Annotated in this window: 29 protein-coding genes and 2 riboswitches; of the genes, 5 read left to right on the top strand and 24 right to left on the bottom strand. The window is 42.4% G+C overall.

Going from position 1 to position 24,006, the window contains the following annotated elements:
- Nucleotides 1–31: 31 nt before the first annotated feature.
- From folD to MHH40_RS18520, 18 genes are all read right to left on the bottom strand, one after another.
- Nucleotides 32–883, bottom strand: a complete 852-nt coding sequence (folD, locus tag MHH40_RS18435) for a bifunctional methylenetetrahydrofolate dehydrogenase/methenyltetrahydrofolate cyclohydrolase FolD (protein ID WP_003215670.1) — start codon at nucleotides 881–883, stop codon at nucleotides 32–34.
- Between the two features lie 11 nt (nucleotides 884–894).
- Nucleotides 895–1,290 carry a transcription antitermination factor NusB gene (gene nusB / locus MHH40_RS18440; protein ID WP_003216031.1) on the bottom strand — a complete coding sequence of 132 codons (396 nt, stop codon included), beginning with the start codon at nucleotides 1,288–1,290 and terminating at the stop codon, nucleotides 895–897.
- Between the two features lie 211 nt (nucleotides 1,291–1,501).
- Nucleotides 1,502–1,909: an Asp23/Gls24 family envelope stress response protein gene (locus MHH40_RS18445; RefSeq protein ID WP_034620383.1), complete on the bottom strand. Its 408-nt coding sequence runs from the start codon at nucleotides 1,907–1,909 to the stop codon at nucleotides 1,502–1,504.
- 25 nt (nucleotides 1,910–1,934) lie between these two features.
- Complete coding sequence (gene accC, locus MHH40_RS18450) at nucleotides 1,935–3,284, bottom strand: acetyl-CoA carboxylase biotin carboxylase subunit (RefSeq protein ID WP_050943775.1); 1,350 nt, start codon at nucleotides 3,282–3,284, stop codon at nucleotides 1,935–1,937.
- A gap of 11 nt (nucleotides 3,285–3,295) precedes the next feature.
- A complete protein-coding gene (gene accB, locus MHH40_RS18455; protein ID WP_003215926.1) occupies nucleotides 3,296–3,772 on the bottom strand; it encodes an acetyl-CoA carboxylase biotin carboxyl carrier protein in 477 nt (158 codons plus the stop codon).
- A gap of 196 nt (nucleotides 3,773–3,968) precedes the next feature.
- A complete protein-coding gene (locus MHH40_RS18460) occupies nucleotides 3,969–4,601 on the bottom strand; it encodes a SpoIIIAH-like family protein (protein ID WP_003216063.1) in 633 nt (210 codons plus the stop codon).
- Complete coding sequence (gene spoIIIAG / locus MHH40_RS18465; protein WP_003215656.1) at nucleotides 4,601–5,272, bottom strand: stage III sporulation protein AG; 672 nt, start codon at nucleotides 5,270–5,272, stop codon at nucleotides 4,601–4,603. Before spoIIIAG ends, MHH40_RS18460 begins: the two co-directional genes overlap by 1 nt.
- The gene (gene spoIIIAF, locus MHH40_RS18470) at nucleotides 5,265–5,897 is read right to left on the bottom strand and encodes a stage III sporulation protein AF (RefSeq protein ID WP_003215732.1); all 633 of its coding nucleotides are present in this window, start codon (nucleotides 5,895–5,897) and stop codon (nucleotides 5,265–5,267) included. Before spoIIIAF ends, spoIIIAG begins: the two co-directional genes overlap by 8 nt.
- 14 nt (nucleotides 5,898–5,911) lie before the next feature.
- Nucleotides 5,912–7,105, bottom strand: a complete 1,194-nt coding sequence (gene spoIIIAE / locus MHH40_RS18475) for a stage III sporulation protein AE (RefSeq protein WP_003215689.1) — start codon at nucleotides 7,103–7,105, stop codon at nucleotides 5,912–5,914.
- Nucleotides 7,106–7,124: 19 nt separating this feature from the next.
- On the bottom strand, nucleotides 7,125–7,538 hold the full coding sequence (gene spoIIIAD / locus MHH40_RS18480) for a stage III sporulation protein AD (RefSeq protein WP_095117840.1): 414 nt from the start codon (nucleotides 7,536–7,538) through the stop codon (nucleotides 7,125–7,127).
- Nucleotides 7,535–7,741 (bottom strand): stage III sporulation protein AC, encoded by a 207-nt coding sequence (gene spoIIIAC, locus MHH40_RS18485; protein WP_003153142.1) that lies wholly within the window; start codon nucleotides 7,739–7,741, stop codon nucleotides 7,535–7,537. Before spoIIIAC ends, spoIIIAD begins: the two co-directional genes overlap by 4 nt.
- Before the next feature lie 19 nt (nucleotides 7,742–7,760).
- Nucleotides 7,761–8,276, bottom strand: coding sequence for a stage III sporulation protein SpoIIIAB (gene spoIIIAB / locus MHH40_RS18490; protein WP_034661265.1), 516 nt, complete (start codon nucleotides 8,274–8,276; stop codon nucleotides 7,761–7,763).
- The gene (gene spoIIIAA, locus MHH40_RS18495; RefSeq protein WP_003215633.1) at nucleotides 8,270–9,193 is read right to left on the bottom strand and encodes a stage III sporulation protein AA; all 924 of its coding nucleotides are present in this window, start codon (nucleotides 9,191–9,193) and stop codon (nucleotides 8,270–8,272) included. Before spoIIIAA ends, spoIIIAB begins: the two co-directional genes overlap by 7 nt.
- A 66-nt stretch (nucleotides 9,194–9,259) precedes the next feature.
- Nucleotides 9,260–9,541: a YqhV family protein gene (locus tag MHH40_RS18500; protein WP_050943774.1), complete on the bottom strand. Its 282-nt coding sequence runs from the start codon at nucleotides 9,539–9,541 to the stop codon at nucleotides 9,260–9,262.
- 177 nt (nucleotides 9,542–9,718) lie between these two features.
- Entirely contained in the window at nucleotides 9,719–10,276 is a 558-nt protein-coding gene (gene efp / locus MHH40_RS18505; protein ID WP_003215497.1) for an elongation factor P, read from the bottom strand.
- A 25-nt stretch (nucleotides 10,277–10,301) separates the two neighbouring features.
- A complete protein-coding gene (locus tag MHH40_RS18510) occupies nucleotides 10,302–11,366 on the bottom strand; it encodes a M24 family metallopeptidase (protein WP_170966016.1) in 1,065 nt (354 codons plus the stop codon).
- On the bottom strand, nucleotides 11,360–11,803 hold the full coding sequence (aroQ, locus tag MHH40_RS18515; protein WP_003215787.1) for a type II 3-dehydroquinate dehydratase: 444 nt from the start codon (nucleotides 11,801–11,803) through the stop codon (nucleotides 11,360–11,362). Before aroQ ends, MHH40_RS18510 begins: the two co-directional genes overlap by 7 nt.
- A 108-nt stretch (nucleotides 11,804–11,911) precedes the next feature.
- Nucleotides 11,912–12,439: a YqhR family membrane protein gene (locus tag MHH40_RS18520; protein WP_050943773.1), complete on the bottom strand. Its 528-nt coding sequence runs from the start codon at nucleotides 12,437–12,439 to the stop codon at nucleotides 11,912–11,914.
- 222 nt (nucleotides 12,440–12,661) lie between these two features.
- Between MHH40_RS18520 and MHH40_RS18525 the strand changes: the two genes are divergently transcribed.
- Together MHH40_RS18525 and MHH40_RS18530 are read left to right on the top strand one after the other, a co-directional pair.
- A complete protein-coding gene (locus tag MHH40_RS18525) occupies nucleotides 12,662–13,618 on the top strand; it encodes a DUF1385 domain-containing protein (protein ID WP_003215983.1) in 957 nt (318 codons plus the stop codon).
- A 38-nt stretch (nucleotides 13,619–13,656) separates the two neighbouring features.
- Entirely contained in the window at nucleotides 13,657–14,052 is a 396-nt protein-coding gene (locus MHH40_RS18530) for an SA1362 family protein (protein ID WP_003215754.1), read from the top strand.
- Here MHH40_RS18530 and MHH40_RS18535 read toward each other — a convergent pair.
- From MHH40_RS18535 to MHH40_RS18545, 3 genes are all read right to left on the bottom strand, one after another.
- Nucleotides 14,049–14,924 carry a patatin-like phospholipase family protein gene (locus MHH40_RS18535; protein WP_003215585.1) on the bottom strand — a complete coding sequence of 292 codons (876 nt, stop codon included), beginning with the start codon at nucleotides 14,922–14,924 and terminating at the stop codon, nucleotides 14,049–14,051. The genes MHH40_RS18530 and MHH40_RS18535 overlap by 4 nt on opposite strands.
- A gap of 103 nt (nucleotides 14,925–15,027) precedes the next feature.
- Nucleotides 15,028–15,462: a transcriptional regulator MntR gene (mntR, locus tag MHH40_RS18540; protein WP_003215946.1), complete on the bottom strand. Its 435-nt coding sequence runs from the start codon at nucleotides 15,460–15,462 to the stop codon at nucleotides 15,028–15,030.
- An 85-nt stretch (nucleotides 15,463–15,547) separates the two neighbouring features.
- Nucleotides 15,548–16,384, bottom strand: coding sequence for a lipoate--protein ligase family protein (locus MHH40_RS18545; RefSeq protein WP_050943772.1), 837 nt, complete (start codon nucleotides 16,382–16,384; stop codon nucleotides 15,548–15,550).
- Between the two features lie 220 nt (nucleotides 16,385–16,604).
- On the opposite strand from MHH40_RS18545, the gene MHH40_RS18550 reads away from it, so the two are divergent.
- Nucleotides 16,605–16,985, top strand: coding sequence for a rhodanese-like domain-containing protein (locus MHH40_RS18550; protein ID WP_050943972.1), 381 nt, complete (start codon nucleotides 16,605–16,607; stop codon nucleotides 16,983–16,985).
- A 43-nt stretch (nucleotides 16,986–17,028) separates the two neighbouring features.
- Here the strand turns inward: MHH40_RS18550 and gcvPB are convergent, their stop codons facing one another.
- The 3 genes from gcvPB to gcvT are packed head-to-tail and all read right to left on the bottom strand — an operon-like array spanning nucleotide 17,029 to nucleotide 20,939.
- Nucleotides 17,029–18,486 carry an aminomethyl-transferring glycine dehydrogenase subunit GcvPB gene (gene gcvPB, locus MHH40_RS18555; protein ID WP_253622437.1) on the bottom strand — a complete coding sequence of 486 codons (1,458 nt, stop codon included), beginning with the start codon at nucleotides 18,484–18,486 and terminating at the stop codon, nucleotides 17,029–17,031.
- Entirely contained in the window at nucleotides 18,479–19,825 is a 1,347-nt protein-coding gene (gene gcvPA / locus MHH40_RS18560; RefSeq protein ID WP_340901450.1) for an aminomethyl-transferring glycine dehydrogenase subunit GcvPA, read from the bottom strand. The genes gcvPB and gcvPA overlap by 8 nt, the downstream gene beginning before the upstream one ends.
- Before the next feature lie 16 nt (nucleotides 19,826–19,841).
- On the bottom strand, nucleotides 19,842–20,939 hold the full coding sequence (gene gcvT, locus MHH40_RS18565; protein ID WP_340901451.1) for a glycine cleavage system aminomethyltransferase GcvT: 1,098 nt from the start codon (nucleotides 20,937–20,939) through the stop codon (nucleotides 19,842–19,844).
- A 104-nt stretch (nucleotides 20,940–21,043) separates the two neighbouring features.
- Nucleotides 21,044–21,140, bottom strand: a riboswitch (glycine riboswitch).
- A gap of 3 nt (nucleotides 21,141–21,143) precedes the next feature.
- Nucleotides 21,144–21,251, bottom strand: a riboswitch (glycine riboswitch).
- A 250-nt stretch (nucleotides 21,252–21,501) separates the two neighbouring features.
- Between gcvT and MHH40_RS18570 the strand changes: the two genes are divergently transcribed.
- Nucleotides 21,502–23,172, top strand: coding sequence for a DEAD/DEAH box helicase (locus MHH40_RS18570; protein ID WP_340901452.1), 1,671 nt, complete (start codon nucleotides 21,502–21,504; stop codon nucleotides 23,170–23,172).
- 14 nt (nucleotides 23,173–23,186) lie between these two features.
- Nucleotides 23,187–23,984, top strand: coding sequence for a YqhG family protein (locus MHH40_RS18575; protein WP_284906908.1), 798 nt, complete (start codon nucleotides 23,187–23,189; stop codon nucleotides 23,982–23,984).
- Nucleotides 23,985–24,006: the final 22 nt, after the last annotated feature.

The following is a 24,006-nucleotide window of genomic DNA, read 5'->3' on the forward strand; positions in this document are numbered from 1 at the left end:
AGCAGCATGCAGGTGGATGAATGGATAAAGCTTATGCTAATGTACGTTTTGCTGATTTAACCGTATTATGTGCAAGCATCGTAATCGTCATTGGACCGACTCCGCCAGGGACTGGTGTGATATAAGAAGCTTTTTCTTTTGCCTCTTCAAAATCAACATCTCCAACAAGCTTTCCATTATCCAACCGATTGACTCCTACATCGATCACAATAGCGCCTTCTTTAATTTGGTCAGCTTTAATAAAGTTTGCTCGACCGACGGCAACAACTAAAATATCCGCTTTCAACGTATGTTCTGAAATATTCGCTGTTCTTGAATGGCAATAAGTAACCGTTGCGTTTTCGTTTAACAGTAATTGTCCTACTGGTTTACCGACAATATTGCTACGTCCGACAACAACGACTTCTTTTCCAGAAAGACTGACGCCCGTTTTATTTAGTAATTCAACAATGCCTGCTGGTGTGCATGGAAGGAATGTGTCTTCCCCAAGGAGCATTTTCCCGATATTCAATGGATGGAAACCATCAACGTCTTTTTCAGGCGAAATACGTTCAATCACGGCTTTTTCAGAAATATGTTTTGGCAGTGGAAGCTGAACAAGAATCCCGTGGAATTGATCGTTCGCATTGTACTGATCAATCAGCTGAAGCAATGCTTCTTCTGTTAAAGAAGCATCTAAATGATCTAGCTGGAAATGCATCCCCATTGCTTCTGCTGCTTTTTTCTTCCCGCGTACGTAAGAAAGTGAAGCCGGATCATCACCGATTAGAATAACGGCAAGACCAGGTGTGACACCTTTTTGTTTTAGCTCTTCTACTTCTTTTGCTAATTGCTCACGCTTTTCTTTTGCTGTTTCTTTCCCATCGATGATTGTTGCTGTCATGTCGAATCCTCCTATTGCTGCTTTAGGTCGTTTTTAATGTTTGAAAGTACTCCATTTACAAATTTCGATGCTTTATCGTCACCGAATAATTTGGCCAGTTCAATCGCTTCATTCATTGAGACACTAACCGGGATATCTTCTTGATACACCATCTCGTACACAGACAGCCTTAAAATGGCTCTGTCTACGTTTGCAATACGATCGAGTTTCCAATTCACTAGATGCTGTGAAATCATGTCATCGAGCTTGTCCTTTTGTTCAAGCACACCGAAAACCAGCTCCTCGAAAAAAGGATCTGATTCTTGTTCATCCAGCGCATGTGTAATGGCCTCTTTCGGATCAATATTGCTCACATCAATTTGAAATAATGTTTGTAGCGCCTTTTCTCTTGCAGTTCTTCTTTTCATTATTTACTCCTTTAACCACTTTATCCGCTTGTCGTTAAGCCATACAGAGATCATAACATATTTTGACCGTGGTCGCACCAAGATCCATGCGAGCTGTGACGAAAAACGAATCAATCAACGTGTGAGATCTTTATTATTCGGAAATGACCCAAAAATGGGCTTTAAAAAACCAAAGAGGCAATGCCTCCTTGGTTTCACTTGAACTCTTTTTTTACATTTCTTGATCTACTTCAGCCTCAGATGCTTTAGTATCAAATTGAATACCAACGACATGAATATTGATTTCATTAATCGTTAAAGCAGTCATGTTCAAAAGAGTTTGACGGATATTTTCTTGTACAGCAGTGGATACCTTTGGAATGGATAGGCCAAATTCAACCACACAATATACATCGATTGTGATGCCTTCATCAGAGACATCTACTTTCACACCTTTACGGTGATTTTTCTTACCAAAGCGTTCTGCTACATCAGCAGCGAAATTGCCGCGCATTTCGGCAATGCCTTCGACTTCTGAAGCGGCGATCCCAGCAATGACCTCAATCACTTCTGGTGCAATTTGCACTTTTCCCAATTGATCTTCATCAAGGTTCATTTCAAGCAAATTGTTTTCTGACACGATCATTCACCTCCGAAAGCTGTGATTATTTCATGATTTGGTATGTTTCTAAAAACTTCGTATTAAAATTACCACTCACAAATGTTTCATGCTCAAGCAATCTTAGATGGAATGGGATCGTTGTGTAGACTCCTTCAATGACGAATTCTTGAAGCGAGCGTTTCATTCTCGCAATCGCTTCTTCTCTCGTCTTACCATATGTGATCACCTTTGCAATCATACTATCGTAATATGGCGGAATCACATAGCCCGGATAAGCGGCAGAATCAACACGTACTCCTAGACCGCCTGGCGGAAGATACATTTTAATTTCACCAGCTGAAGGCATGAAGTTTTTCTCTGGGTTCTCTGCATTAATACGGCATTCGATTGCCCATCCTTCATATACGACATCCTCTTGTGAAAGAGAAAGCTTCTCACCTGATGCGACTTTAATTTGTTCTTTGATCAAGTCAACACCTGTGACCATTTCTGTTACAGGATGCTCTACTTGAATACGGGTATTCATTTCCATGAAGTAGAACTTCTCTTCATTATAATCATAAATGAATTCGACTGTTCCAGCACCAGTGTATTCAACAGCTTCTGCAGCTTTTACGGCTGCTTCACCCATTTGCTCACGGATGTCTGCATTCAGCGCTGGTGATGGCGTTTCTTCAAGAAGCTTTTGCATTCTTCTTTGAATCGAGCAATCACGCTCTCCTAAATGAATGGTATTGCCATGCTGATCTGCAAGCACTTGGATTTCAACGTGTCTAAAGTCTTCAATGAACTTTTCTAAATAGACGCCAGGGTTACCAAAGTTTTGCGCTGCTTCCTGCTGCGTGATGGTGACACCGTTAATAAGCTCTTCTTCGGTACGAGCCACACGGATTCCTTTACCACCGCCGCCGGCAGTTGCTTTTATAATCACAGGATACCCAATACTTGCTGCTGTTGAAACAGCATCATCAAGATCTTTTACAATTCCTTGAGAACCAGGAACAATCGGAACGCCAGCATCTTTCATTGTTTCCCTTGCGACATCTTTCGTTCCCATTTTGGAAATCGCTGACGCAGTTGGCCCAACAAAGATGACATTGCATTCCTCGCAAAGCTCTGCGAAATCTGCATTTTCAGCAAGGAAGCCGTATCCTGGATGGATGGCATCTGTCCCTGTTAATTTGGCTACACTAACAATATTCGTGACATTTAAATAACTATCTTTTGAAGCAGTCGGTCCGATGCAATATGCTTCATCAGCCATTTGAACATGAAGCGCATCGCGATCCGCTTCAGAAAATACCGCAACTGTTTCAATTCCAAGCTCTTTACAAGCGCGGATAATTCTAACTGCGATTTCTCCTCTGTTTGCAATTAATAGCTTTTTAATCATGATCGTACTCCTTACTCTGCTTTCACTAGAAAGAGGGGTTGTCCGAATTCTACAAGCTGACCGTTCTCAGCTAATACTTCGACGATTTCACCTTTTACTTCTGCTTCGATTTCATTAAACAGTTTCATCGCTTCTACGATGCACACAACTGTGTTTTCCTTCACCTTAGAACCTGATGTCACATATGGATCTGCTTCTGGTGAAGATGAAGCATAAAATGTGCCAACCATTGGGGATGTGATTTTATGCAGATTTTCAGACGCAGCTGCCTCTTGTGCAGGGGCTTCGGTCTGAGCTGGAGCTTGTGCTTTAGGAGCTTGTTGAGCTGGAGCTGCTTGGACAGGAGCCACTGGTGCCGCTACTTGCTGAACGACTTCTTTATTTTTCTTCAGTTTGATTTTTGCACCTTCGTTTTCGTACGTAAATTCATCAATTGTTGATTCGTCAATTAATTTAATCAGTTCATGAATTTCTTCAATTTTTAACATGGATTTGCACCCCTATGTATGGATTTATCTTTTTCTTTATAGGCTAGTACTAAAAGTACATACTATAACCATCTTACAGGAGGATTTCATTGAATTCAACTACTATTGTGGCGAAGCGCTTTGTGAGAGCACCTTGGAGAGGGCACCAAACCGCATCAAAAAACGCCCTTTACGGCAAAGGGCGCCTGTTCATTTTTTATTCATTGGAGGGCTCAAAAGTGACCGCTACGTTATCAAGACCTCTCATTTCTTTTGTGACCATATCAATAATATCGGCCGCTTGGGACTTTGATTTTTTGTCAGAACGAACTGTGATGCTCACTTTATCTCCCTCTGCACTCACTAGCGCATCTTTATAACCTTTTGTTTTAATTAAGGTTTCGAGCTGACGCTCCGTTCCTTCTGCCTCACTAAGCGCTGTCATTTGGTCATACGCTTCGCTTTTTTCTTGTGCTGTTGCATCATCACTGGATACGATTTCGTTGAACTCTTCACGCTGTTTGCTTCGTTTATCTTCAAGCTCTAATCTGTATGTTGTAAAAAGCTCATCGTCTGTTTGCTCTGACACAGCCTTTCCTTCTTCACCGCTTGTTTCGATATCCTCTTGTTTACCATTTGTTTCTTTGTCAGTGGACTTCTCATCAGCGCCTTTTTCCGTTCCTTTGTCCATCCCTTTTTCTGGTTCAGTCTTTTTCTCTTCCGTTCCTTTTGATTTCATCTCTTCTACTGTCACTGCATTTTCACCTTGTGGAGACATGATATAGTACACACTTAAGACGACAACTAAACTTAGCATCGTTAATAGCCAAACCGTTTGTTTTTTTAACATCATTCCGAATCCTCCTTGATTTTTTTAGGGGCAACAGCCACTCTATGGCTCGGTACATCAAGCACTCGTGTAACCGCTTCAATGATGGTTTTCTTTATTTGAACGTTGTCTACTCCTTGAGCAACAACGAGAACACCTCGAATATCTGGTTTTTTCGTTTGCACCACGACTGGCGTTTCTTCATTGCCATTTTTGATGATGACGATTTCTTCTTCTTTTGTTTGATCGGTGACACTTCGCACGCCGCCTTCTTTATCTGTTTCTTCGGTCGTTGTGCTTTTATTGGATTTGTTTTTTTCAAACACTTTTAAAGAAGTGGCGTCTACATTGACCACAATCGATACATCCTCAACGCCAATAATGGTCTCTAAAATTTCTTTCAGCTGATTTTCGTATTCTTGCTCCACATCTTCAATCGAATTCTTTGATTTACTTGACGATGCCGGCTTGAATACCTCCTGCTCTTGTGAGGTTGTTTTTTTAGAAGTAGGAACAGCAGCTTGTTCTTTGCTTGATGGCGGTGACAAGATCTGACTGACTAACATGAAAGATACGCCGATGATGAATACAAGCAGCAAGTAATGGTGCTTCGTTAATTTTGGTTTCCCTTCACCTTTTTCAGGCGGCTGCAAGAATGATTTCAGCTTTTGTTTCCAGTCCTTGTTATTCATGATCTGCTGCGTCACCTCCCTCAATGTTCAGCGCAATGTGCTCAGGACTCGTATTCCAAACATCAGCAAGCGTCTCTTTCACCCTCTTGATCTCTTTGCTAGAAGATCCAGCGCTTTCCTCCTTTTGCCTGGAGAGATCAATGTCCACCTTTGCCACCGTTTCTACAGCATCACCTGTGAGCGGGGAAAGAACTGCTTTGATGCGAAATTGATCCGCCTCCATATTCTGATCCAGGTGCTCTTCATCTGCCAACACTTCTACGTGTTTCATTTCGTAGCTCTCCTTCTCCAGTGGCTCCTTTGCGCTTTTTTCTAGTTGGACAGCCATTTGCTTTAAAATATATGCACGCTGAGAGGCTTGTATTTCTTTTTTTTCTAAATTCATCTGATTTTTTATTTCTTCTGACTGTGCTTCTTCCTTTCCCTTCATCAATTCTGAGAAAATTTGGTCAGGGTCTGCCCGAAATAAAGCAAAAATCGGATTGAGCATCACCACAATCAACAGGAGGCTGACGACCATTTTGGCATATCTTTGCATGCTTGAATTGGGAAGCAGAAGATCAATGACAATCGCAAATAAGATAAAGAGAATAATACTTGTGATCCATTCCGTGAGAAAACTCAAAAGGTGTCCCCTCCTTACTTCATCATCATGGTCAGGTTGCCAGCAGTGATAATGACGGTAATGCTTAAAAAGAACATGAGCGACACGACAGCAAGTGCAGCAAAGATATAAAGCACACTTTTTGAAATGACATCAAGGCAGCTGATAATCGGTCCGCCTCCTAATGGCTGAAGAATGGCTGCGGCAAGCTTATATATAAGGGCTAGGGAGAGCACTTTGATCGCAGGGAAAGCGGCAATTGAAATGAGAATAGCAACGCCAACAAGTCCGACCGTATTTTTAAGTAATACAGAGGCACTGATGACGGTATCCGTCGCATCTGTAAACATTCTGCCAAGGACGGGGATGAAATTTCCGGTAATAAATTTGGCTGTACGAAGTGCGATACCATCCGTAACCGCAGCAGATGCACCTTGCACAGAAATGACGCCAAGAAAGACAGTTAAAAAAACGGCTAACCCGCCTATCGCCACATTTCTTAACAGCTGGGCAAGCTGGGTAACCTTGTATTGTTCAGTCAGCGTACTGACAATGCTCAATATCGCTGATAAAAAAATAAGCGGAAGAACGACATATTGAATAAAAACGCCGCTCGTATTCATTAAAAATAAAATAACAGGATGAAAGAATCCGGCTGAGACAAGCCCGCCTGATGAAGCAATCAGTGCTAATAACAGAGGAATAAGAGCAAGAATAAAACTGGTCATCGTTTGAATCGCTTCTGTTGCATAAGAAATCGCCACATGAAAGCTGTTGAGTGCAATAATGATCAGCACCATATAAACAAGTGCGTATGCGACTTTACTGACAGTGCTTTGTTCAAATGCATTCTGCAAAAGCTGTAAAAGCGAACAAAAGATGGTGAGTAAAATCAGTGTACCAAGGAGCTTTCCGTTTGCGATGACCTCGTGAAAAAGATAATGAACAAAGGCTTTCAGCCATGTCTGGGGAGACAGCTCTTTATCGCCATCAATCATTTCCTTCACTGTTCCTTTTTGGCTTTCTGGCAGAAAGCCGCCATACTCGTCCAATATGGTTTCCCAAAAGTCACTAATGGAATGAAGCTCAAGTGCATCAGCCTGTCCAGTTGCCACTTCTTCTGCTGCTGGTGCTTCATTTGATAACGGCTCTTTTTCTTCTGCACCTGCGTGCGGAGCGAACAGCCAGAAGAAAAGCATCAGTCCCATAACAGCTGTCACCCGTTTCATTGTCATCACCTCTTTTCAATTAAGTCATGGACGGGATCATACCTAAGATGGTCTCAATGATGACTGTTAAAATGGGGACTGCCATGACCAAGATGAGAATTTTGCCGCCAAGCTCTATTTTTGATGCAATGGCGCCTTGTCCAGCATCTTTTGTCAGCTGGGCGCCGAATTCCGCAATATAGGCAATGCCGATAATTTTTAAAATGGTTTCAACATACTTCATATTGACGCCGGCACTTGCCGCAATTTTTTCTATCATCGAGATAATGGCATAGATTTGATCTATTAAATAAAGAAAGATCACACACCCTGTAAATACAACAAGCATAAAGGCGAAGGTTGGCTTTTGTTCTTTGACGATTAATGCTAAAAAAGTAGCGATTAAACCAAGTCCAACAATTTGTATGATGTCAATTTGTAAGCCCTCCCCTATCCTTGAAATAGAAATACGGCTTTAATCTTTTTAAACAAATCATCTACAATGGTTGCCACCATAAACAAAATGTAGATAAACCCAAGCAGCGTGACCCACTGAGCGTACTCCTTTTTCCCCATTTGATCTAAAATCGTATGGAGGAATGCCACAACGATGCCTACTCCCGCAATTTGAAAAATGACGTTTACATCAACGCCCATGCTCTCGACTCCCTTCCTCTCACATCAATAAAAGAATCAGTAGTAATCCGCTTAAAAATCCGAGGCTTCTGACCATTTTTTCATTTTTGGCTTGGGCGATTTCAGCTTCCTTCTCCTCCGATTCCAAATGACCTAAAGCAAGCTTGATATATTTTTGCTGAGATGTGACATCATGCTGGCCAAGTGTTTCTCCAAAGTGCTTCAGTGCCTCATATTCGCCTTTTTTTAAGACGGTTTTTTTCCAAACATCCTCAAGACTCTCATTCCATGCATGCCGTGCGGAAAAGGTTCCGACTTTCAGCTTTTCTGCAAATTGTTCAAATAACCGATTCACAGGAGGACCTACTTGCGACGCAATTTGCTCTGCTGCACGCGCTAGCGGTGTTTGACCATACATAATTTCAGCTTCAAGAGACTGGAGCGCAAACCGGAGCTGCCGAATTTGTTTCGGCCGGTCGCTATATCGTTTGGCAAACTCGAACCCTCCCCAAGTCGTAGCCGCGACAATCAAGATAGCGCCAATGAGCTTTAACATACGTCCACTCCCCGCCTCCATTTCATCTCTTGTCCGCCTTGGTCATATATCCGCCCGATCGTGCCGGGACCGTCCTTGCGATTTAATTCAACATAACGTTCAAACACTCGAAGCTCCCATAACGGCTTCAATGATGGACGTTTATACACATTTTCAAGTGAATAGCCATGAACGGAAACGATAATGGTGACCCCAGCATGAATCGCTTCTAAAAGTGCCTGCACATCCTCGCTTTTTCCGATTTCATCGACGATCATGACCTCTGGACTCATAGACCGAATCATCATCATCAAGCCCTCAGCCTTTGGACATGCATCGAGCACGTCAACCCGGTGTCCAAACTGGTGCTGCGGCACCCCTCTTATACACCCAGCGATTTCTGAACGCTCATCTATAATGCCTGTTTTTTTAGGAGGAATTGCTTTTGTGCCTGTGCTAGCCAGTCTTGCTATATCCCGCAACAATGTCGTTTTCCCTGTTTGCGGTGGACCGATGATCAGTGTATTGCACCAGTGCTCGTCATATAAATAGGGAAGAAAGGGAAGCGCAATCCCGACTTTTTCTTTTGCGATGCGGATATTAAATGAAGAGATATCTCTTAATCCTTTGACAATGCCGTTTTCAACGATTACCTTTCCTGCAAGTCCCACCCGGTGTCCGCCTGAAATGGTGATGTAGCCTTGCTTTAGCTCTTCTTCAAGTGTGTACATACTATAATTGCTCAGCCTGCCTAATAGCTGAGACGCATCTTCTCCTGTTGTGTGATAAGAAAGAAAGCGCGGTTTTCCTCTTTGCATTAATTCAATAGGACGATCCGTGCGAATGCGGATTTCTTCTATTTGATCCCATTCTGCTTCTTTTAGCAGTCTAAGTTCTTGTCCAATCGAGTGCGGGAGAATATCCAACAAACTCCGCAACGAATTCCCCTCCTTTTTTTCTTCTCTAAAATGTATGATGGGAGACGTTAATTATGCCAAGCCGTTTTACTTATAGATCCCAACAAGAATAAATACGACACCAATGAAAATAAAGACGAGCTTGGCATAGGATAACTGCCCTGCGATTTGATAGATTCCAATCGTCATCGTGATAATAAAAATGAGCGGCCCAATGATCGCCAATATACTATTGATGACAACCGCTTTTCGAACGTCATTTGTGACTAAAATGAGGATGGCGGCCGTCAGTTCAATCGCTGCCGATAAAAACCTCATGCCTGCCATCGCAGCGACTGATGGATGTAGACCTGGGAGAAATTGTTTCATATAGAACCTCCAGCTTTTTTTACACTATATGCTTGTCTAGCTGGAAGTAGTCTTGTTTTTCAGGAAGGAAAAGAGATGAATGAGAGAATTGAGAGAAGGCCTGCCTTTTGGGGAGTCTTACATGTTTTACAATAAAAAAAGACTGTAAACACGAGGTTTACAGTCTTTCTTCATTTATTACGCTCTTGACACGTATGAACCGTCTGATGTATTAATGACTAGTTTATCTCCTTGGTTCACAAAGAAAGGAACGTTGACGATTAAACCAGTTTCTGTTTTTGCAGGTTTTGATCCGCCTGATGTTGTGTCGCCTTTAATACCAGGCTCTGTTTCTACTACTTCTAGTTCTACCGTGTTTGGAAGTTCTACTCCAAGTGTTTCAGCACCGTACATCACAATATGAACCGACATATTTTCTAGCAAATATTTCAGCTCATCTTTAATTTGTGTTTCACTTAGTTCAAGCTGCTCATAAGAACTTGTATCCATGAAGACATGCTGGTCGCCATTTGCATACAAGTATTGCATTGTTTTTGTTTCGATTTGAGCTTTCGCTACTTTTTCGCCTGCACGGAATGTTTTTTCTTGAATAGCACCAGTACGCAGGTTACGCAGTTTCGAACGAACAAACGCTGCGCCTTTCCCTGGCTTTACGTGTTGGAAATCTACTACACGCCAAATACCGCCGTCCACTTCAATTGTCAGGCCTGTACGAAAATCGTTTACTGAAATCATTTTGTCATCCTCCTACATTTCACCATCATAATATGATAAGTTCTTTCGGTGAGTGGGTCAATCGTTTATTGCCGTCAGCTGTCAGGACAATATCATCCTCAATTCTCACGCCGCCGACATCCGGTAAGTAAATTCCCGGCTCAACTGTCACGACCATTCCTTTTTCTAAGACGACCTCTGATCGTGAGGAAAGGCCTGGCGCTTCATGCACTTCCATCCCTAGCCCGTGGCCAGTTGAATGCCCGAAGTATTGACCATAGCCATACTTTTCAATGATGTCACGTGTGATGCGATCAGCTTCTTTTCCTGTTAAGCCAGGCTTGATTCTATCCACACCAGCGTTTTCTGCTTCTAATACGATATGATAAATTTCCTTTAGCTTATCGCTCGGTGTGCCAACAGCGATCGTTCTTGTCATATCAGAGCAATATCCTTTATAGTAAGCACCGAAATCGAGTGTGACTAAATCACCAGATTCAATCACCTTTTCACTCGCTCTTCCGTGCGGCAGGCTTGAACGAACACCTGAGGCGACAATCATATCGAATGAAGATCCTTCAGCGCCTTCTTTTCTCATGAAAAATTCAAGCTCGTTCATGACAGCAATTTCCGTCAAGCCCGGCTTGATGTAAGTGAGAATATGATCAAAGGCGTGATCTGCAATCTTCGCAGCTTCCTCTAATATCTTAATCTCTTCACTAGACTTAATCAAGCGCAACTTTTCAACTGATTCTGAGACCGGAACAAGCTCAATATCACCTGCTTTACCTGCATACTGCTGGTAAGTGGCAAATGTCATATGGTTTTGTTCAAACCCAAGGCGTTTGATCCCAAATTCCTTTGCCGTTTGAGCTGCGGTTTCTACGATGTTTCCTTTATGTTCAATAATGTCGAAGCCTTTTACTTGGTCCTTCGCTTGCTCTGTATAACGGAAATCCGTGATAAAAGCTGCCCGGTCCTTTGAAACAACGGCGAGACCGGCTGAGCCAGTAAAGCTGGTCATGTACTGTAAATTAAAGCTGCTCGTAATGACTAGACCATCGATCTCTAATTCAGATAAAAGTGTTCTTAACTTTTCAAGTTTCATGATACTGCTCCCCCTTCACTCACTAAATAACGAATCGCCAATTTATACCCTTCTAAACCAAGACCAACGATTTGCCCTTGGCATACTGGAGCAAGTACAGAATGATGGCGGAATTCCTCTCTCTTATGAACGTTTGAGATATGTACTTCAACGACGGATAAAGAAATACTTGCAATGGCATCTCTCAGGGCATAGCTGTAGTGTGTAAAAGCCCCCGGGTTAAACACGACTCCATCGTACTGGTCTTCTGCTTCGTGGAGCGCATCAATCAAATCTCCTTCGTGATTTGATTGAAAGAACGTTAACTGGATATTGGCTCTTTCTGCAAACTGGAACAAATCTGTCTCTAAATCTGTCAGCGTCTTACTTCCGTAAACAGCCGGCTCTCTTTTGCCAAGCCTATTTAAATTGGGCCCATTCAGTACAAGAAAATGAGGCATACAACCACTCCTTCACCCTAATTCAATCTATATCGAGATCTGTTTCTTTTTCCTTAGAAACCTTTCGTTTCCAAAAATATTTTATCATATGAATAGGTGATTTACACTTTATTCTGTCTTTTTCCCGAGTGCCCTCGCAAGCTTTTGACTCGTTAATTCATTATATTCAAACGAAATACTGTATCCGACAAACATGCCGTATAAAATATATAGGCAAAATGTTGTGACGATGGTGCTTTGCTGCAAATCCTGGACTTGCTTTACATCTGGGAAAATGGGATTAAATACGTAAAAAACGAGCAGCCATAAAAGCGCGCCATATATCAGCCCCATCCAATAGCCTTTGATCCGTTTCAAAAGCCCATAATAAATAAAGGCTGCTCCGATCGATAAAACCCCTAAAAGCACAATGCTGATAAAAGTACCAAGTCCGCCCTTTTTCCACTCTCCGAGCACAAAAGGCTGAAGGAGCATATTGGGACTCACCTCTGAGAAATGAAACATATGGGTCAGAAACCCGATAAAGCCCCAAAAAACACCGCCAACAAAGCCTGTCGCAGCTGCTCTTGCCAATAGCGATGACGTTTGTACAGCCTGATTGTTTTCTTCTTGGTTTTTCTTTTCATCACGTTTCATTTGTGAACACCTCCAGCAAGTAGTATGTCCAAAATGTCATAAAAAAAAGGATTTCCATCCGTGAGTGTAAAATTTTTATAACAGGGTATACTAGCTAAAAAGAGGTAGATAGAATTCTAGTAGATAATCGACCTGTGCGCTAGTGATTTCCCCTCATTTCCTGTACAATAAAGGTATAAGGAAATGCATGTAAATTACAGGAAACAGGCAGGTTGATGAAATATGTCCAATCAAACAAAACCTCCAGCATATGGAGGGCAGGCAGTTGTCGAAGGTGTCATGTTCGGAGGTAAAAAGAACTATGTGACAGCGATTCGGCGTAAGGATCAGTCCATTGAGTTTTTAAAGCTTCCCCGGACCTCCAATAAACGAACCGCCTTTCTCAAGAAAATCCCCTTTGTCAGGGGTGTTGCTGCACTTGTTGAAGCAAGCGCAAATGGCAGTAAGCACTTGAACTTCTCCAGCGAGCGCTATGACTTAGATCCTTCAGAAGATCATACTCTTGAAAAAGAACAAAAAAGCTCGAAATTATCTATGATTTTCGGCATTGCTGTGATCGGAGTTCTCTCTCTTCTCTTTAGTAAATTTGTCTTTACCCTAGTACCTGTCTTTTTAGCTGAACTTGTGCGGCCCGTCTTTTCAGGGAATTTCGCACAAATCGCAGTGGAAACATTCTTTAAACTGGTCCTGTTATTAGGCTATATTTACTTTATTTCCATGACCCCTTTAATTAAAAGGGTATTTCAATATCATGGCGCAGAACATAAAGTCATAAACTGCTATGAACAGAATCTTGACATCACAGTGGAAAATGTCCAAAAACAATCACGGCTTCATTATCGATGCGGTAGCAGCTTTATTTTATTCACTGTCATTGTCGGAATGTTCGTCTATTTACTCGTACCGACAGATCCTTTATGGGTGAGAGTTCTGAATCGCTTGGCGCTCATTCCGGTTGTTCTCGGCATTTCATTTGAAGTGCTTCAGCTTACGAACAAACTCCGAGAAGTGCCTGTGCTGAAAGCGCTTGGCTATCCTGGCCTTTGGCTGCAATTGCTCACAACAAAAGAACCCTCTGACGATCAAGTCGAGGTAGCCATTGCAAGTTTTAATGAACTTCTTCGTTTAGAGGAAGCATCTGAGAAACAAGCGTCAGATTCTGCTCATCAAGTGATCTAACTTATAAATCCGGTAAATTCCTTCGGAGGTGGACAGTTATGAATCGCCGAGTACATCCTGCTTTTACCATTATTTTCGCTTTAGGTGTTTTGGGATTTGTGTATTTACTCACAACGAATCCAGGCAGACTTTTTACAATGCTGCTATCAGTTGTGATCATTGGAGCGGTTATGTTTTTCCTATTTAGATGGCTGATGAATCGAAGAACTGGAACAGAAGGCAATCTTTATCGTAAAGCAGTCAAACAATCAAAACGTCGCTACCAGCAGCCTAAACCAAAAACGAAAAGCCAGATGAAAAATCGGGTCACTCATTTGCGAAGCGTGCCGACTGACCACAAGTCTAAGCCCGTCCTTCTCAAAAAGAAAAGCCAAACACAGTTAACTGTGATTGAAGGCAAGAAAAACAAAAAGAAGAATCGCGCTTTGTTTTAAAATGTCCAGCTTTTTAAAAATTGCTCGGCCTTCTGTCTGCCTAGATCGACGAGCGCCTTTTTCTTTTCTGTCATCAACTGAAAATCAGTGGCAATGACGTGTTCTACTGGAATAAAAATAACATGACGTTCGTGTTTTGTGGCAATGTGTCTTTCGTCATGAGCACCACGCATCGTTTCAAAAAGAGCGCCAAACAGTTCAAACGCATTGCGGATGGAGTGTTGAGGGCGTTCTTTTTCGTTTGGGGTTAATGTGACACCGACGAATGGTCTTTTTTTCTCTTCGGCAAACAACCAAATTGGAAAATTGCTAAGCACGCCTCCATCCACAATGGTACAAATGCCTTTTGATGACTTTAGTTTGACAGGCTCGAAAAAATACGGCAGACTGCAACTCATCCGGATTGCCCTTGCAACAGAAAAGCGCTCTGGATTTAAGCCGTATGAAGGAAGGTCGTCTGGCAGAACGAGGATTTTCCCATTTGTTAAATCAGAGGCAACAATTTTCAGCGAATCTTTTTTGAGATCCCCAAATACGGTGACCCCCTTTCGTTTCAACACATCTGTCAGCCATTTTTCCAGCCGGTCGCCTTTGTACAGACCGAGACGCCAGTAAATGGAGACCCACCTAAGCATTTTAAACGGAATGAATTGACATCTCCTATCAAGCAAGTGATGTTCATCCATTTCATCTAAAAGCTCCCGAATCTCCTGACTTGTAAAGCCTGCTGCGATGAGTGAAGCAATGATCGCTCCAGCACTTGTACCAGCAAGGCGGACAAATTGATATCCTCTTGCTTCAAGCGCTTCATAGGCACCCGCAAGTGCTGCCCCCTTAATGCCTCCACCTGAGAACACACCATCTATCTTCATCAAGGAGCCCCCTTTGATATCACGCTATTAATAGTGTAAGAGCATATGCTTTCAATTAGAACTTTAATCAAAAAGGACACCCTCTGCATGGGTGTCCTTTTTCTTAAGATTCTTGATTTGTTTGTTCGTTTTTCTTTTGAATCGCTTTCAGCTGAACAGATCGCTCGTCGTTTTCTTCAAAGAATTGAACGAGATCGCCGATGCGGTCAATGCTGTTCCAGCTGAGATGATGTTCAATGCCTTCTACATCATCATAAATTTTCTCTTCGTCTACACCAATGATTCTTAAAAATTGCTCTAGCAGTTCATGTCTGTATACGAGACGTTTTCCAATTTTTTTGCCTTTCGGGGTTAAAATTAGACCACGATACTTCTCATAAATGAGGTATTCATCTTTATCTAGCTTCTGAACCATTTTTGTTACAGAGGAGGGATGGACAGCGAGTGCTTCTGCAATATCAGAGACTCTGGCATATCCTTTTTCTTCTATCAGCATATATATTTGTTCAATGTAATCTTCCATACTAGGTGTAGTCATAAAACCCCTCCATAATGCACCTTTACTTAATAATCATAACAATTCTACACCATCGCCCTTTAAAAAACAAGGAGTGTCCTTTGTCCTAACGCTTGTAATTCCACTCGTCTGAGGCATATTTCGTTTTGGCAAGATGGTGGACAAATGCTAACTCTTCATCTGTCAGCTCATAAGGCACAAGCTCAATATTTAATCCTTTTTCAAATCCTCGTTTAAACGCCACACGCGCATCGTCTATTGTACAAGTTCGGTTTGAGATTTCATTGATGGCGACCGCTTTGTTTTTAAAGCTTCTCTGCATCCGCTCTCTCACACGGTCGTTAGGATAAAGAAATAAATCGAACAGTTTGTCCTCATCAAGGTCAATTAAGATGGAGCCGTGCTGGAGGATCACTCCTTTTTGTCTCGTTTGAGCACTGCCTGCTACCTTTCTGCCTTCTACGACAAGCTCGTACCAGGAAGGGGCATCAAAGCATACAGACGATCTTGGATTTTTTAAGCTTTCTTTTTCTTTATCTGTTCGAGGAATGGCAAAATACGCATCGAGTCCCAGTTCTTTAAAGCCCTCTAAAATGCCTTCTGAAATGACGCGGTACGCCTCTGTCACCGTCGCCGGCATTTCTGGATGTTCCTCTGACACAATCACGCTGTAGGTCAGCTCCTGATCATGAAGAACCCCCCGCCCTCCAGTTGGTCTGCGGACAAACCCAAGGCCATAGCGCTCGACTGCTTCCATGTTAATTTCTTTTTCAACATGCTGAAAATACCCAACAGACAATGTCGCAGGATTCCATCCATAAAAGCGGATGACAGGCGGGATCAGCTTCTCACTATGCCAATAAAGCAAGGCTTCATCCATTGCCATGTTAAAGGCAGGGTCTTGATTTCCTGTATCAATGAAACACCATTTCTCTTTTTGCATATAAAAATCCCTTCTCTTTTACGTAGTCAATGTTAGATGATGGTCATGACCACCGATATTCTCTCTCCATCAGTCTATCAAATAGGGAACGAATTGAAAATAATTCTTACCATTTATGATGACAAGTTTCTTTTGCTTTACTATAATAGTATTTGTCTAAAACGTACCATCAGACAGGCCACTGTGCTGATGCTCAAGAAGGAGTCGAGTTGTATTGTCAATGTTCAACTATATCGTCCTCTCACTTTGTGGACTTTTCGTTCTTTATTCTGTCGGCAGCTACATTTATCAGCAGCGTATTATGAAAACGCTGACGGAAGAAGAATTTATTAAAGGTTACCGCAAAGCTCAACTCATTGATGTGAGAGAGCCAAATGAGTTTGATGGCGGACATATTTTAGGGGCAAGAAACATTCCCCTTTCCCAGCTAAAGCAGCGCAAAAATGAAATTCGTCCTGACAAGCCTATTTATCTTTATTGCCAAAACAATTTGAGAAGCGGAAAAGCAGCGCAAACGTTACGTAAAAACGGCTGTCGTGAGATTTATAATTTAAAAGGCGGCTTTAAAAAATGGGGCGGCCGCATTAAAACGAAGAACTAACAAAAAAGACTCTGGGAGCATGATCCCCCTGAGTCTTTTTTCTTTATCTTTCAAAAACGAGAACTGGATTCCGGGCAGCCTTTGTTTCATCCATTCGTTTGACGACCGTTGTATGCGGCGCTTCCTGCACGACTTCTGGATTCTCTTCCGCTTCTTTTGCAATCTGAATCATCGCTTCGATGAAGGCATCAAGAGTTTCTTTTGATTCTGTTTCAGTTGGTTCAATCATGATACATTCCTCTACATTAAGCGGGAAGTAGATTGTTGGCGGATGATAGCCAAAATCAAGTAATCGTTTGGCAATATCCAGTGTGCGCACACCTAATTTTTTCTGACGTTTACCTGAAAGGACAAATTCATGCTTACAGTGACGGTCAAATGGCAAATCGAAATGAGTACTTAAGCGGCGCATCATATAGTTCGCATTTAACACGGCATTATCAGTGACAGCCTTTAAACCGTCTGGGCCCATAGAGCGAATATATGCATATGCTCTGACGTTAATGCCGAAGTTACCATAGAACGGCTTCACTCTGCCAATTGATTCTGGTCGATCATCATCGAAGTAAAAGCGGCCTTCTTTTTTCACAAGCACCGGCTTTGGCAAGTACGGGATCAAATCCTTTTTTACGCCTACAGGACCTGAACCAGGGCCTCCGCCTCCATGTGGACCTGTAAAGGTTTTATGAAGATTTAAGTGAACGACATCAAATCCCATATCCCCCGGTCTTGCTCTACTTAAAACGGCATTCAAGTTCGCTCCATCATAATAAAGCTTGCCACCAGCTTCGTGAACGACTTCAGCCATTTCTAAAATATTTTCTTCGAATAGGCCAAGTGTATTTGGATTCGTCAGCATTAAAGCCGCAGTTTCTTCATTGACAACACGGCGCAGGTCCTCTAAATCAACAAGCCCATTCTCATCAGATGCGACGGTAATGGTTTCAAACCCAGCCACTGTCGCAGATGCTGGGTTCGTTCCATGAGCAGAATCCGGCACAATGACTTTTGTTCGTTTATGATCTCCTCTTGCTTCATGGTACGCACGGATCATCATGAGCCCTGTCCATTCCCCGTGTGCTCCTGCCGCAGGCTGTAATGTCACAGCGTCCATCCCCGTAATTTCTTCAAGATGATCACCTAGATCATACAGCAATTCTAATGCTCCCTGCACAGTGTCTGCCTCTTGTAGTGGATGGACTTGCGCGAAGCCTGCAAGGCGTGCAACCTTTTCATTAATCTTTGGATTATATTTCATTGTACAAGAGCCAAGAGGATAAAATCCGGAATCGACCCCGTGATTACGTCTTGATAATGCTGTATAATGACGCATAATATCAAGCTCAGATACTTCAGGAAGCTCAGCATCATCATGACGGATATACGTGTCATCAAATAAAGCTGGGATCTCCTGTTCAGGTACATCTAAATCAGGCAGGCTATAACCAATTCTTCCTTCTTTGGATAATTCAAAAATAAGCGGCTGATCTTGTTTATTCATGGCGATCCCCCAATTCCTTCATGAACGTATCAATTTCTTCTTTTGTTCTTAGCTCTGTCACGGCGACAAGCATGTGATGTTGAAGCTCTGAGTAGTCTCTCCCTAAGTCATAGCCGCCGATGATTCCTTTTTCAAGCAATCGTTTATTGGCTTCTTTTACAGGTTCTTGTAATTTGATTACAAATTCATTGAAATGGGCCCCTTCTACATCAGCAAGCAGTCCATATGCTTTTGCCTGCGTCTTCGCATAGTGGGCTTTTTGTACGTTTTGATAGGCGATGTCTTTGATGCCTGTTTTTCCGAGTGCTGTCATGGCAACGGAAGCGGCTAATGCATTTAATGCCTGATTCGAACAAATATTAGACGTCGCTTTATCTCTCCGAATATGCTGCTCACGCGCTTGAAGGGTTAGCACAAACCCACGAACACCATTTTCGTCTTCTGTCTGCCCGACTAATCGACCTGGCACTTTTCGCATCAACTTTTTCGTCACAGCAAAATATCCGCAATGCGGCCCGCCAAACGCTGCTGGAATACCAAACGGCTGTGCATCACCAACGACAATGTCTGCTCCAAGTTTTCCTGGCGGCGTCAGTAACCCTAGTGCAAGTGGATTACTAGAGACAACGAACAGACTTTTCCCTTGATGGGCAATAGGTTCGATGTCTTTTAACGGTTCGACGACACCAAAAAAGTTTGGATATTGCACAAGAACTGCTGCTGTATCTTCGCAGACAGCCTTTTCTAATGCTGCTAGGTCCGTCTGCCCTTTTTTCGCAGGCACTTCAACAACTTCGATGTGCTGTCCTTTGGCATATGTTTTTAGCACGGCTCTTGCTTCAGGGTGAACCGTTTCAGAAACAACCACTTTTTTCTTTTTTGTATGCCCAGCAGCTAGCATTGCCGCTTCAGCTAATGCTGTCCCGCCATCATACATCGAGGAGTTAGCAAGATCCATACCTGTCAGCTCAGCAATCATTGTTTGAAATTCAAAAATGGCTTGTAGTTCACCTTGCGAAATCTCCGGCTGATAAGGTGTGTATGCTGTATAAAATTCAGAACGTGAGATGACATGATCCACAATGACAGGCTGGTAATGATCATATACACCGGCACCAAGAAACGATGCATAGGAGACCGTATCTTTATTCTTTGCAGCTAATCGGGATAATTCCCTTACAAGCTCTGTTTCAGATGCGGCTGCTTTAATGTTGTATGCTCCTTTAAATCTCACTTTTTCTGGGATATCTGAAAAAAGCTCATCAATCGACTGAACGCCGATGACATCCAGCATTTCTTTTTGATCTTGCTCGGTTTGCGGCAAATACCTATGCTTCATCCTCTATTCCCCCTTGTTATTTGGCTCTTTTATAAAATGGTGTTGCGACGATTTTCGCTTTTAGACGTTTTTTGCGAACTTGTACTTCTATCTCTGTTCCAAGCTGCGCCTGAGCAGATTCAATTAAAGCAAGCCCGACATTTTTCTTTAATGTTGGGGACTGTGTGCCCGTTGTGACTACCCCAATCTGCTTTTCTCCTGAAAAGACCGGATAGTCTGTGCGCGGAATCCCTTTATCTATCATTTCAATGCCGACAAGCTTTCGCTTCGGCCCTTCTTCTTTTTGCTTCTTGAGCGCTTCTTTGCCAATAAAATTGGCTTCTTTATCCGTTTTGACAGCAAAGCCAATCCCGCCTTCTAATGGAGAGATATCCTTTGATAGCTCCTGCCCATAAAGCGGAAGTCTTGCTTCAAATCTCAAGGTGTCACGTGCACCGAGCCCGCACGGTATTAATCCTTTTGGTGCGCCTGCTTTTAATAAAGCCGACCAAATGTGGACCGCATCTTCTGACTGGCAGTAGATTTCAAAGCCATCTTCTCCTGTGTAGCCAGTTCTTGAAACAAGCACCTCTTTTTGAGCAACCTCAGCTTTTGATAAAAATGTAAATGGCTTAAGCGATGTCACTTCTTCATCCGCCACATCTTTCATGATGTCAGTGGCAAGAGGTCCTTGAAGGGCTAGCAAAGCGATTTGATCAGAGACATTTTGGATCAATACGTCATTCTCACCTTGATGCTGAAGCAGCCATTCCACATCTTTTTCAATATTTGATGCATTAATGACAAGTAAATAATCGTTCTTTTCTTTTTGGTAGACGAGCAGATCATCCACTGTCCCGCCATCTTCATAGCACATGGCTGTATATAGTGCCTTGCCGTCTGTCAGCTTAGACACATCATTGGTTAATAACCTTTGTAAAAAAGGAAGGGCATCTTGACCTTTGATTTCCACCTCACCCATGTGAGACACATCAAAAAGCCCTGCCTTTGTTCGAACAGCTTCGTGCTCTTCTTTAATGGAAGAAAATTGGACAGGTAATTCCCAGCCCCCGAAGTCAATGGTTTTTGCGCCAAACGTTTCATACGCATGAAAAAGCGGTGTTCGTTTCAACATCAATCGTTTCCCCCTTTTTTCTTTCAGTGCAGATCACAAGCTGAATTTTCAGAAAAAAATCACAGCAAAAAAGGACAGAGCGCTCCCTTTTATCAAAAAGAAGTCTCTGTCCTTGCACCTGAAAGTTTACAGCACAACATCATTGTGCGTTTTCCCCTTTGGTGGTTTGCTAAAAAAACGATGAGCAAACACTCTCCAGAGTTGCGTCCGGTAAGAGTACTTTTGCCTGAGAGATTCACTGAAACGATTCAGCTTGCTCCTTCGGCGCCTGCCAGTGCTAAATAACCGCCAAGTCTCTCCCCATACCATCATCCGCTCATATTCTTCACATTTATTGGACATACTATCAAAATGGGTGACTTATTTGCTAGATCACTTACCAACATCCTACCATTAGAAACGGATGAAGAGCAACAGAAAAATCATTAACATTTTTTAAACAACCATTCATTATCGTTCGCTTTTATTCAAATATCTAGTCTTTTCAAGACCTCTTAAAAAATGAAGCGTTTAAATACAGAACAATTTTATCCTCAACCTACTAGAAAGGCAGGCGACCACATTGAATATTCAAACGATTTTTGATCAGGATTGGGCAAGTGAATTTCAGCAGCGGCTTGCAGGAGACGGACCCTGGGCGAACTGGGAAATGTACCGTTTAGCGATGCAGGTCCAAAAAGTCACAGCCATTGATTCATTTGAAGGACTGCAAGCTCCTGCCCATCTGCCTGCATTCACGCCTTTAAAACATCAGCTTGAAGTAGCCAGAAGAGTCGTAGAAGAGATGAACGGAAAAGCCATTTTAGCAGATGAAGTGGGACTTGGAAAAACCGTAGAAGCAGGACTTATTATCAAAGAATACATGATTCGTGGACTTGCCAAAAAAATTCTCATACTCGTCCCCGCCTCTCTCGTATCTCAATGGGTACAGGAGCTGCGGATGAAATTTTATATTGATGCTGTCGAACAAAAAAAGAGCTACGTGTGGGAGCAGTGTGACGTCGTGGTTTCCTCCATTGATACAGCCAAGAGGCAGCCGCATCGAGACACTATTTTATCCATTGCCTACGATATGGTCATTATTGATGAAGCACACAAACTGAAAAACAATAAAACGAAAAACTATGAATTTGTGAGAAATCTAAATAAGAAATTCTGCTTGCTGCTGACAGCGACGCCTATCCAAAACCGTATTGGAGAAATATTTAATCTTGTCTCCCTTCTGAAGCCAGGTCACCTAGGGAATGAACATCAGTTTAAAGATGTCTTTGCCAAAAAGGATTTACAGCTAGAAGACCATGATCGTTTAAAACAGCTTGTGAATAAAGTGATGATTCGTAACCGAAGGCAAGACACGGGCATTGAGTGGACAAAACGGCATGTCAAAACGATTTCCATTGATTTCTCTCCGACGGAACAAGCATTATATGATGAAATCTGCAAGCTGAAAGAGAACCCGTCCTATACTAAACATATGTTTTCCATCATGACCTTGGAACGAGAATGCTGTTCAAGTCGCGAGGCGGTCTATATGACAATTAAAAAAATGCAGGAAGATGAAAAACATATCCTTGGATCCTCTGCTATAGCGCAAATTATGGAGAAAATCAATCAAGTGCAGCAAAACACAAAGGCGCTTGAAGTCGTTAGGCTTATTCAACAGTTAAATGAAAAGGTCATTATTTTCACCGAATACCGCGCGACACAAATTTATTTACAATGGTTTCTTCAGCAAAATGGCATCAGCTCCGTTCCTTTTCGGGGCGGCTTTAAGCGGGGCAAAAAGGATTGGATGAAAGATTTATTTAGAGAACGGGCGCAAGTGTTAATTGCTACAGAAGCCGGCGGCGAAGGAATCAACCTTCAGTTTTGTAACCAAATCATCAACTACGATCTTCCGTGGAACCCGATGCGTTTAGAACAGCGGATTGGACGTATCCACCGCCTTGGACAAGAGCGAGATGTCCACATTTACAATATGGCAACTAACGGTACCGTTGAGGAACACATCTTAAAGCTTTTATATGAAAAAATTCAGCTGTTTGAAAACGTCATTGGCGATCTAGATGATATTTTAACGCGAATCGATATCAAAGATGCCGAATCAGAACTGCATCAGATTCTCTTTCAGCACGAATCAGACGGTGACATGAAAAAGAAATTAACTCAGTTTGCTTCCTATTTAACAGAAGCAAAAACACCGCTTTTAGAAAAAAGACAGCAAGGCTCATAAAGGAGAGTTGATCAATGAAGCAGCGTGACATACATACCTTTCTTCTCCGTTTCTTTCAGGCAAATCAATGCGACATACTAGAAGAAAGTGCTGGACATATGACCGTACAACTAACCATCGATATGGATAAATTGATTATGAACCGCCCTTTTTATTGGCACTGGCTTGAAAAAACTGGTGGTGTTCCGGAGCCGCGGCAATTGACCCTCATCACCGATCAAAAAAAAGTGGATGATACCATTGAGGGTGAATTTATCCACTTCGGCTCCCCTCGTTTATTCCAAATTTTTGAAGCCACCAAACAGCAGGGCCGATTTATCCGTCTCTATGAACGAGTCACCCCGCTCATGGCCAACCAGATCGCACTCGAGCCCTGGCTTGGTCTCAATGTGAAAATTTCTTATCTCGCAGATCGAAAGAAGGATAAGCTTTTATCACTAGGACTTCACCTAATACGCGGAGAAGTCGTGGAACAATTTCAAGAAAAGCTGGAAACCCGTGAGCTGTCATCTCAAATTCCCGATTACTGCTTTACGATGAGTACAATGATCAAGCCAGAAAGCGGCGTCAAACGGCTCTACAGTTTAATGGAGCATTACGCCCATGAGGAACCAGATGATTGGGCGGTAAGAGCTGTTCAAAAATGGAAAGAAGACACTGAACTTTTAAACCAATTTTATGAAGGGACTTCAGACACGTCTGTAGAATATGAAATAGAAAGACAAGCACTCAAAACTTTATACGAACCAAAAATCAGTCTAACGATTGAAAATGGCGGACTTTTTTACTTACAGCAAAAAAGAGGAGGTTGACCTATAGGTCCCCTCCCTTTCA

The sequence above is a fragment of the Bacillus sp. FSL K6-2431 genome (assembly GCF_038005165.1).
Taxonomy (GTDB): Bacteria; Bacillota; Bacilli; order Bacillales; family Bacillaceae; genus Bacillus; species Bacillus pumilus.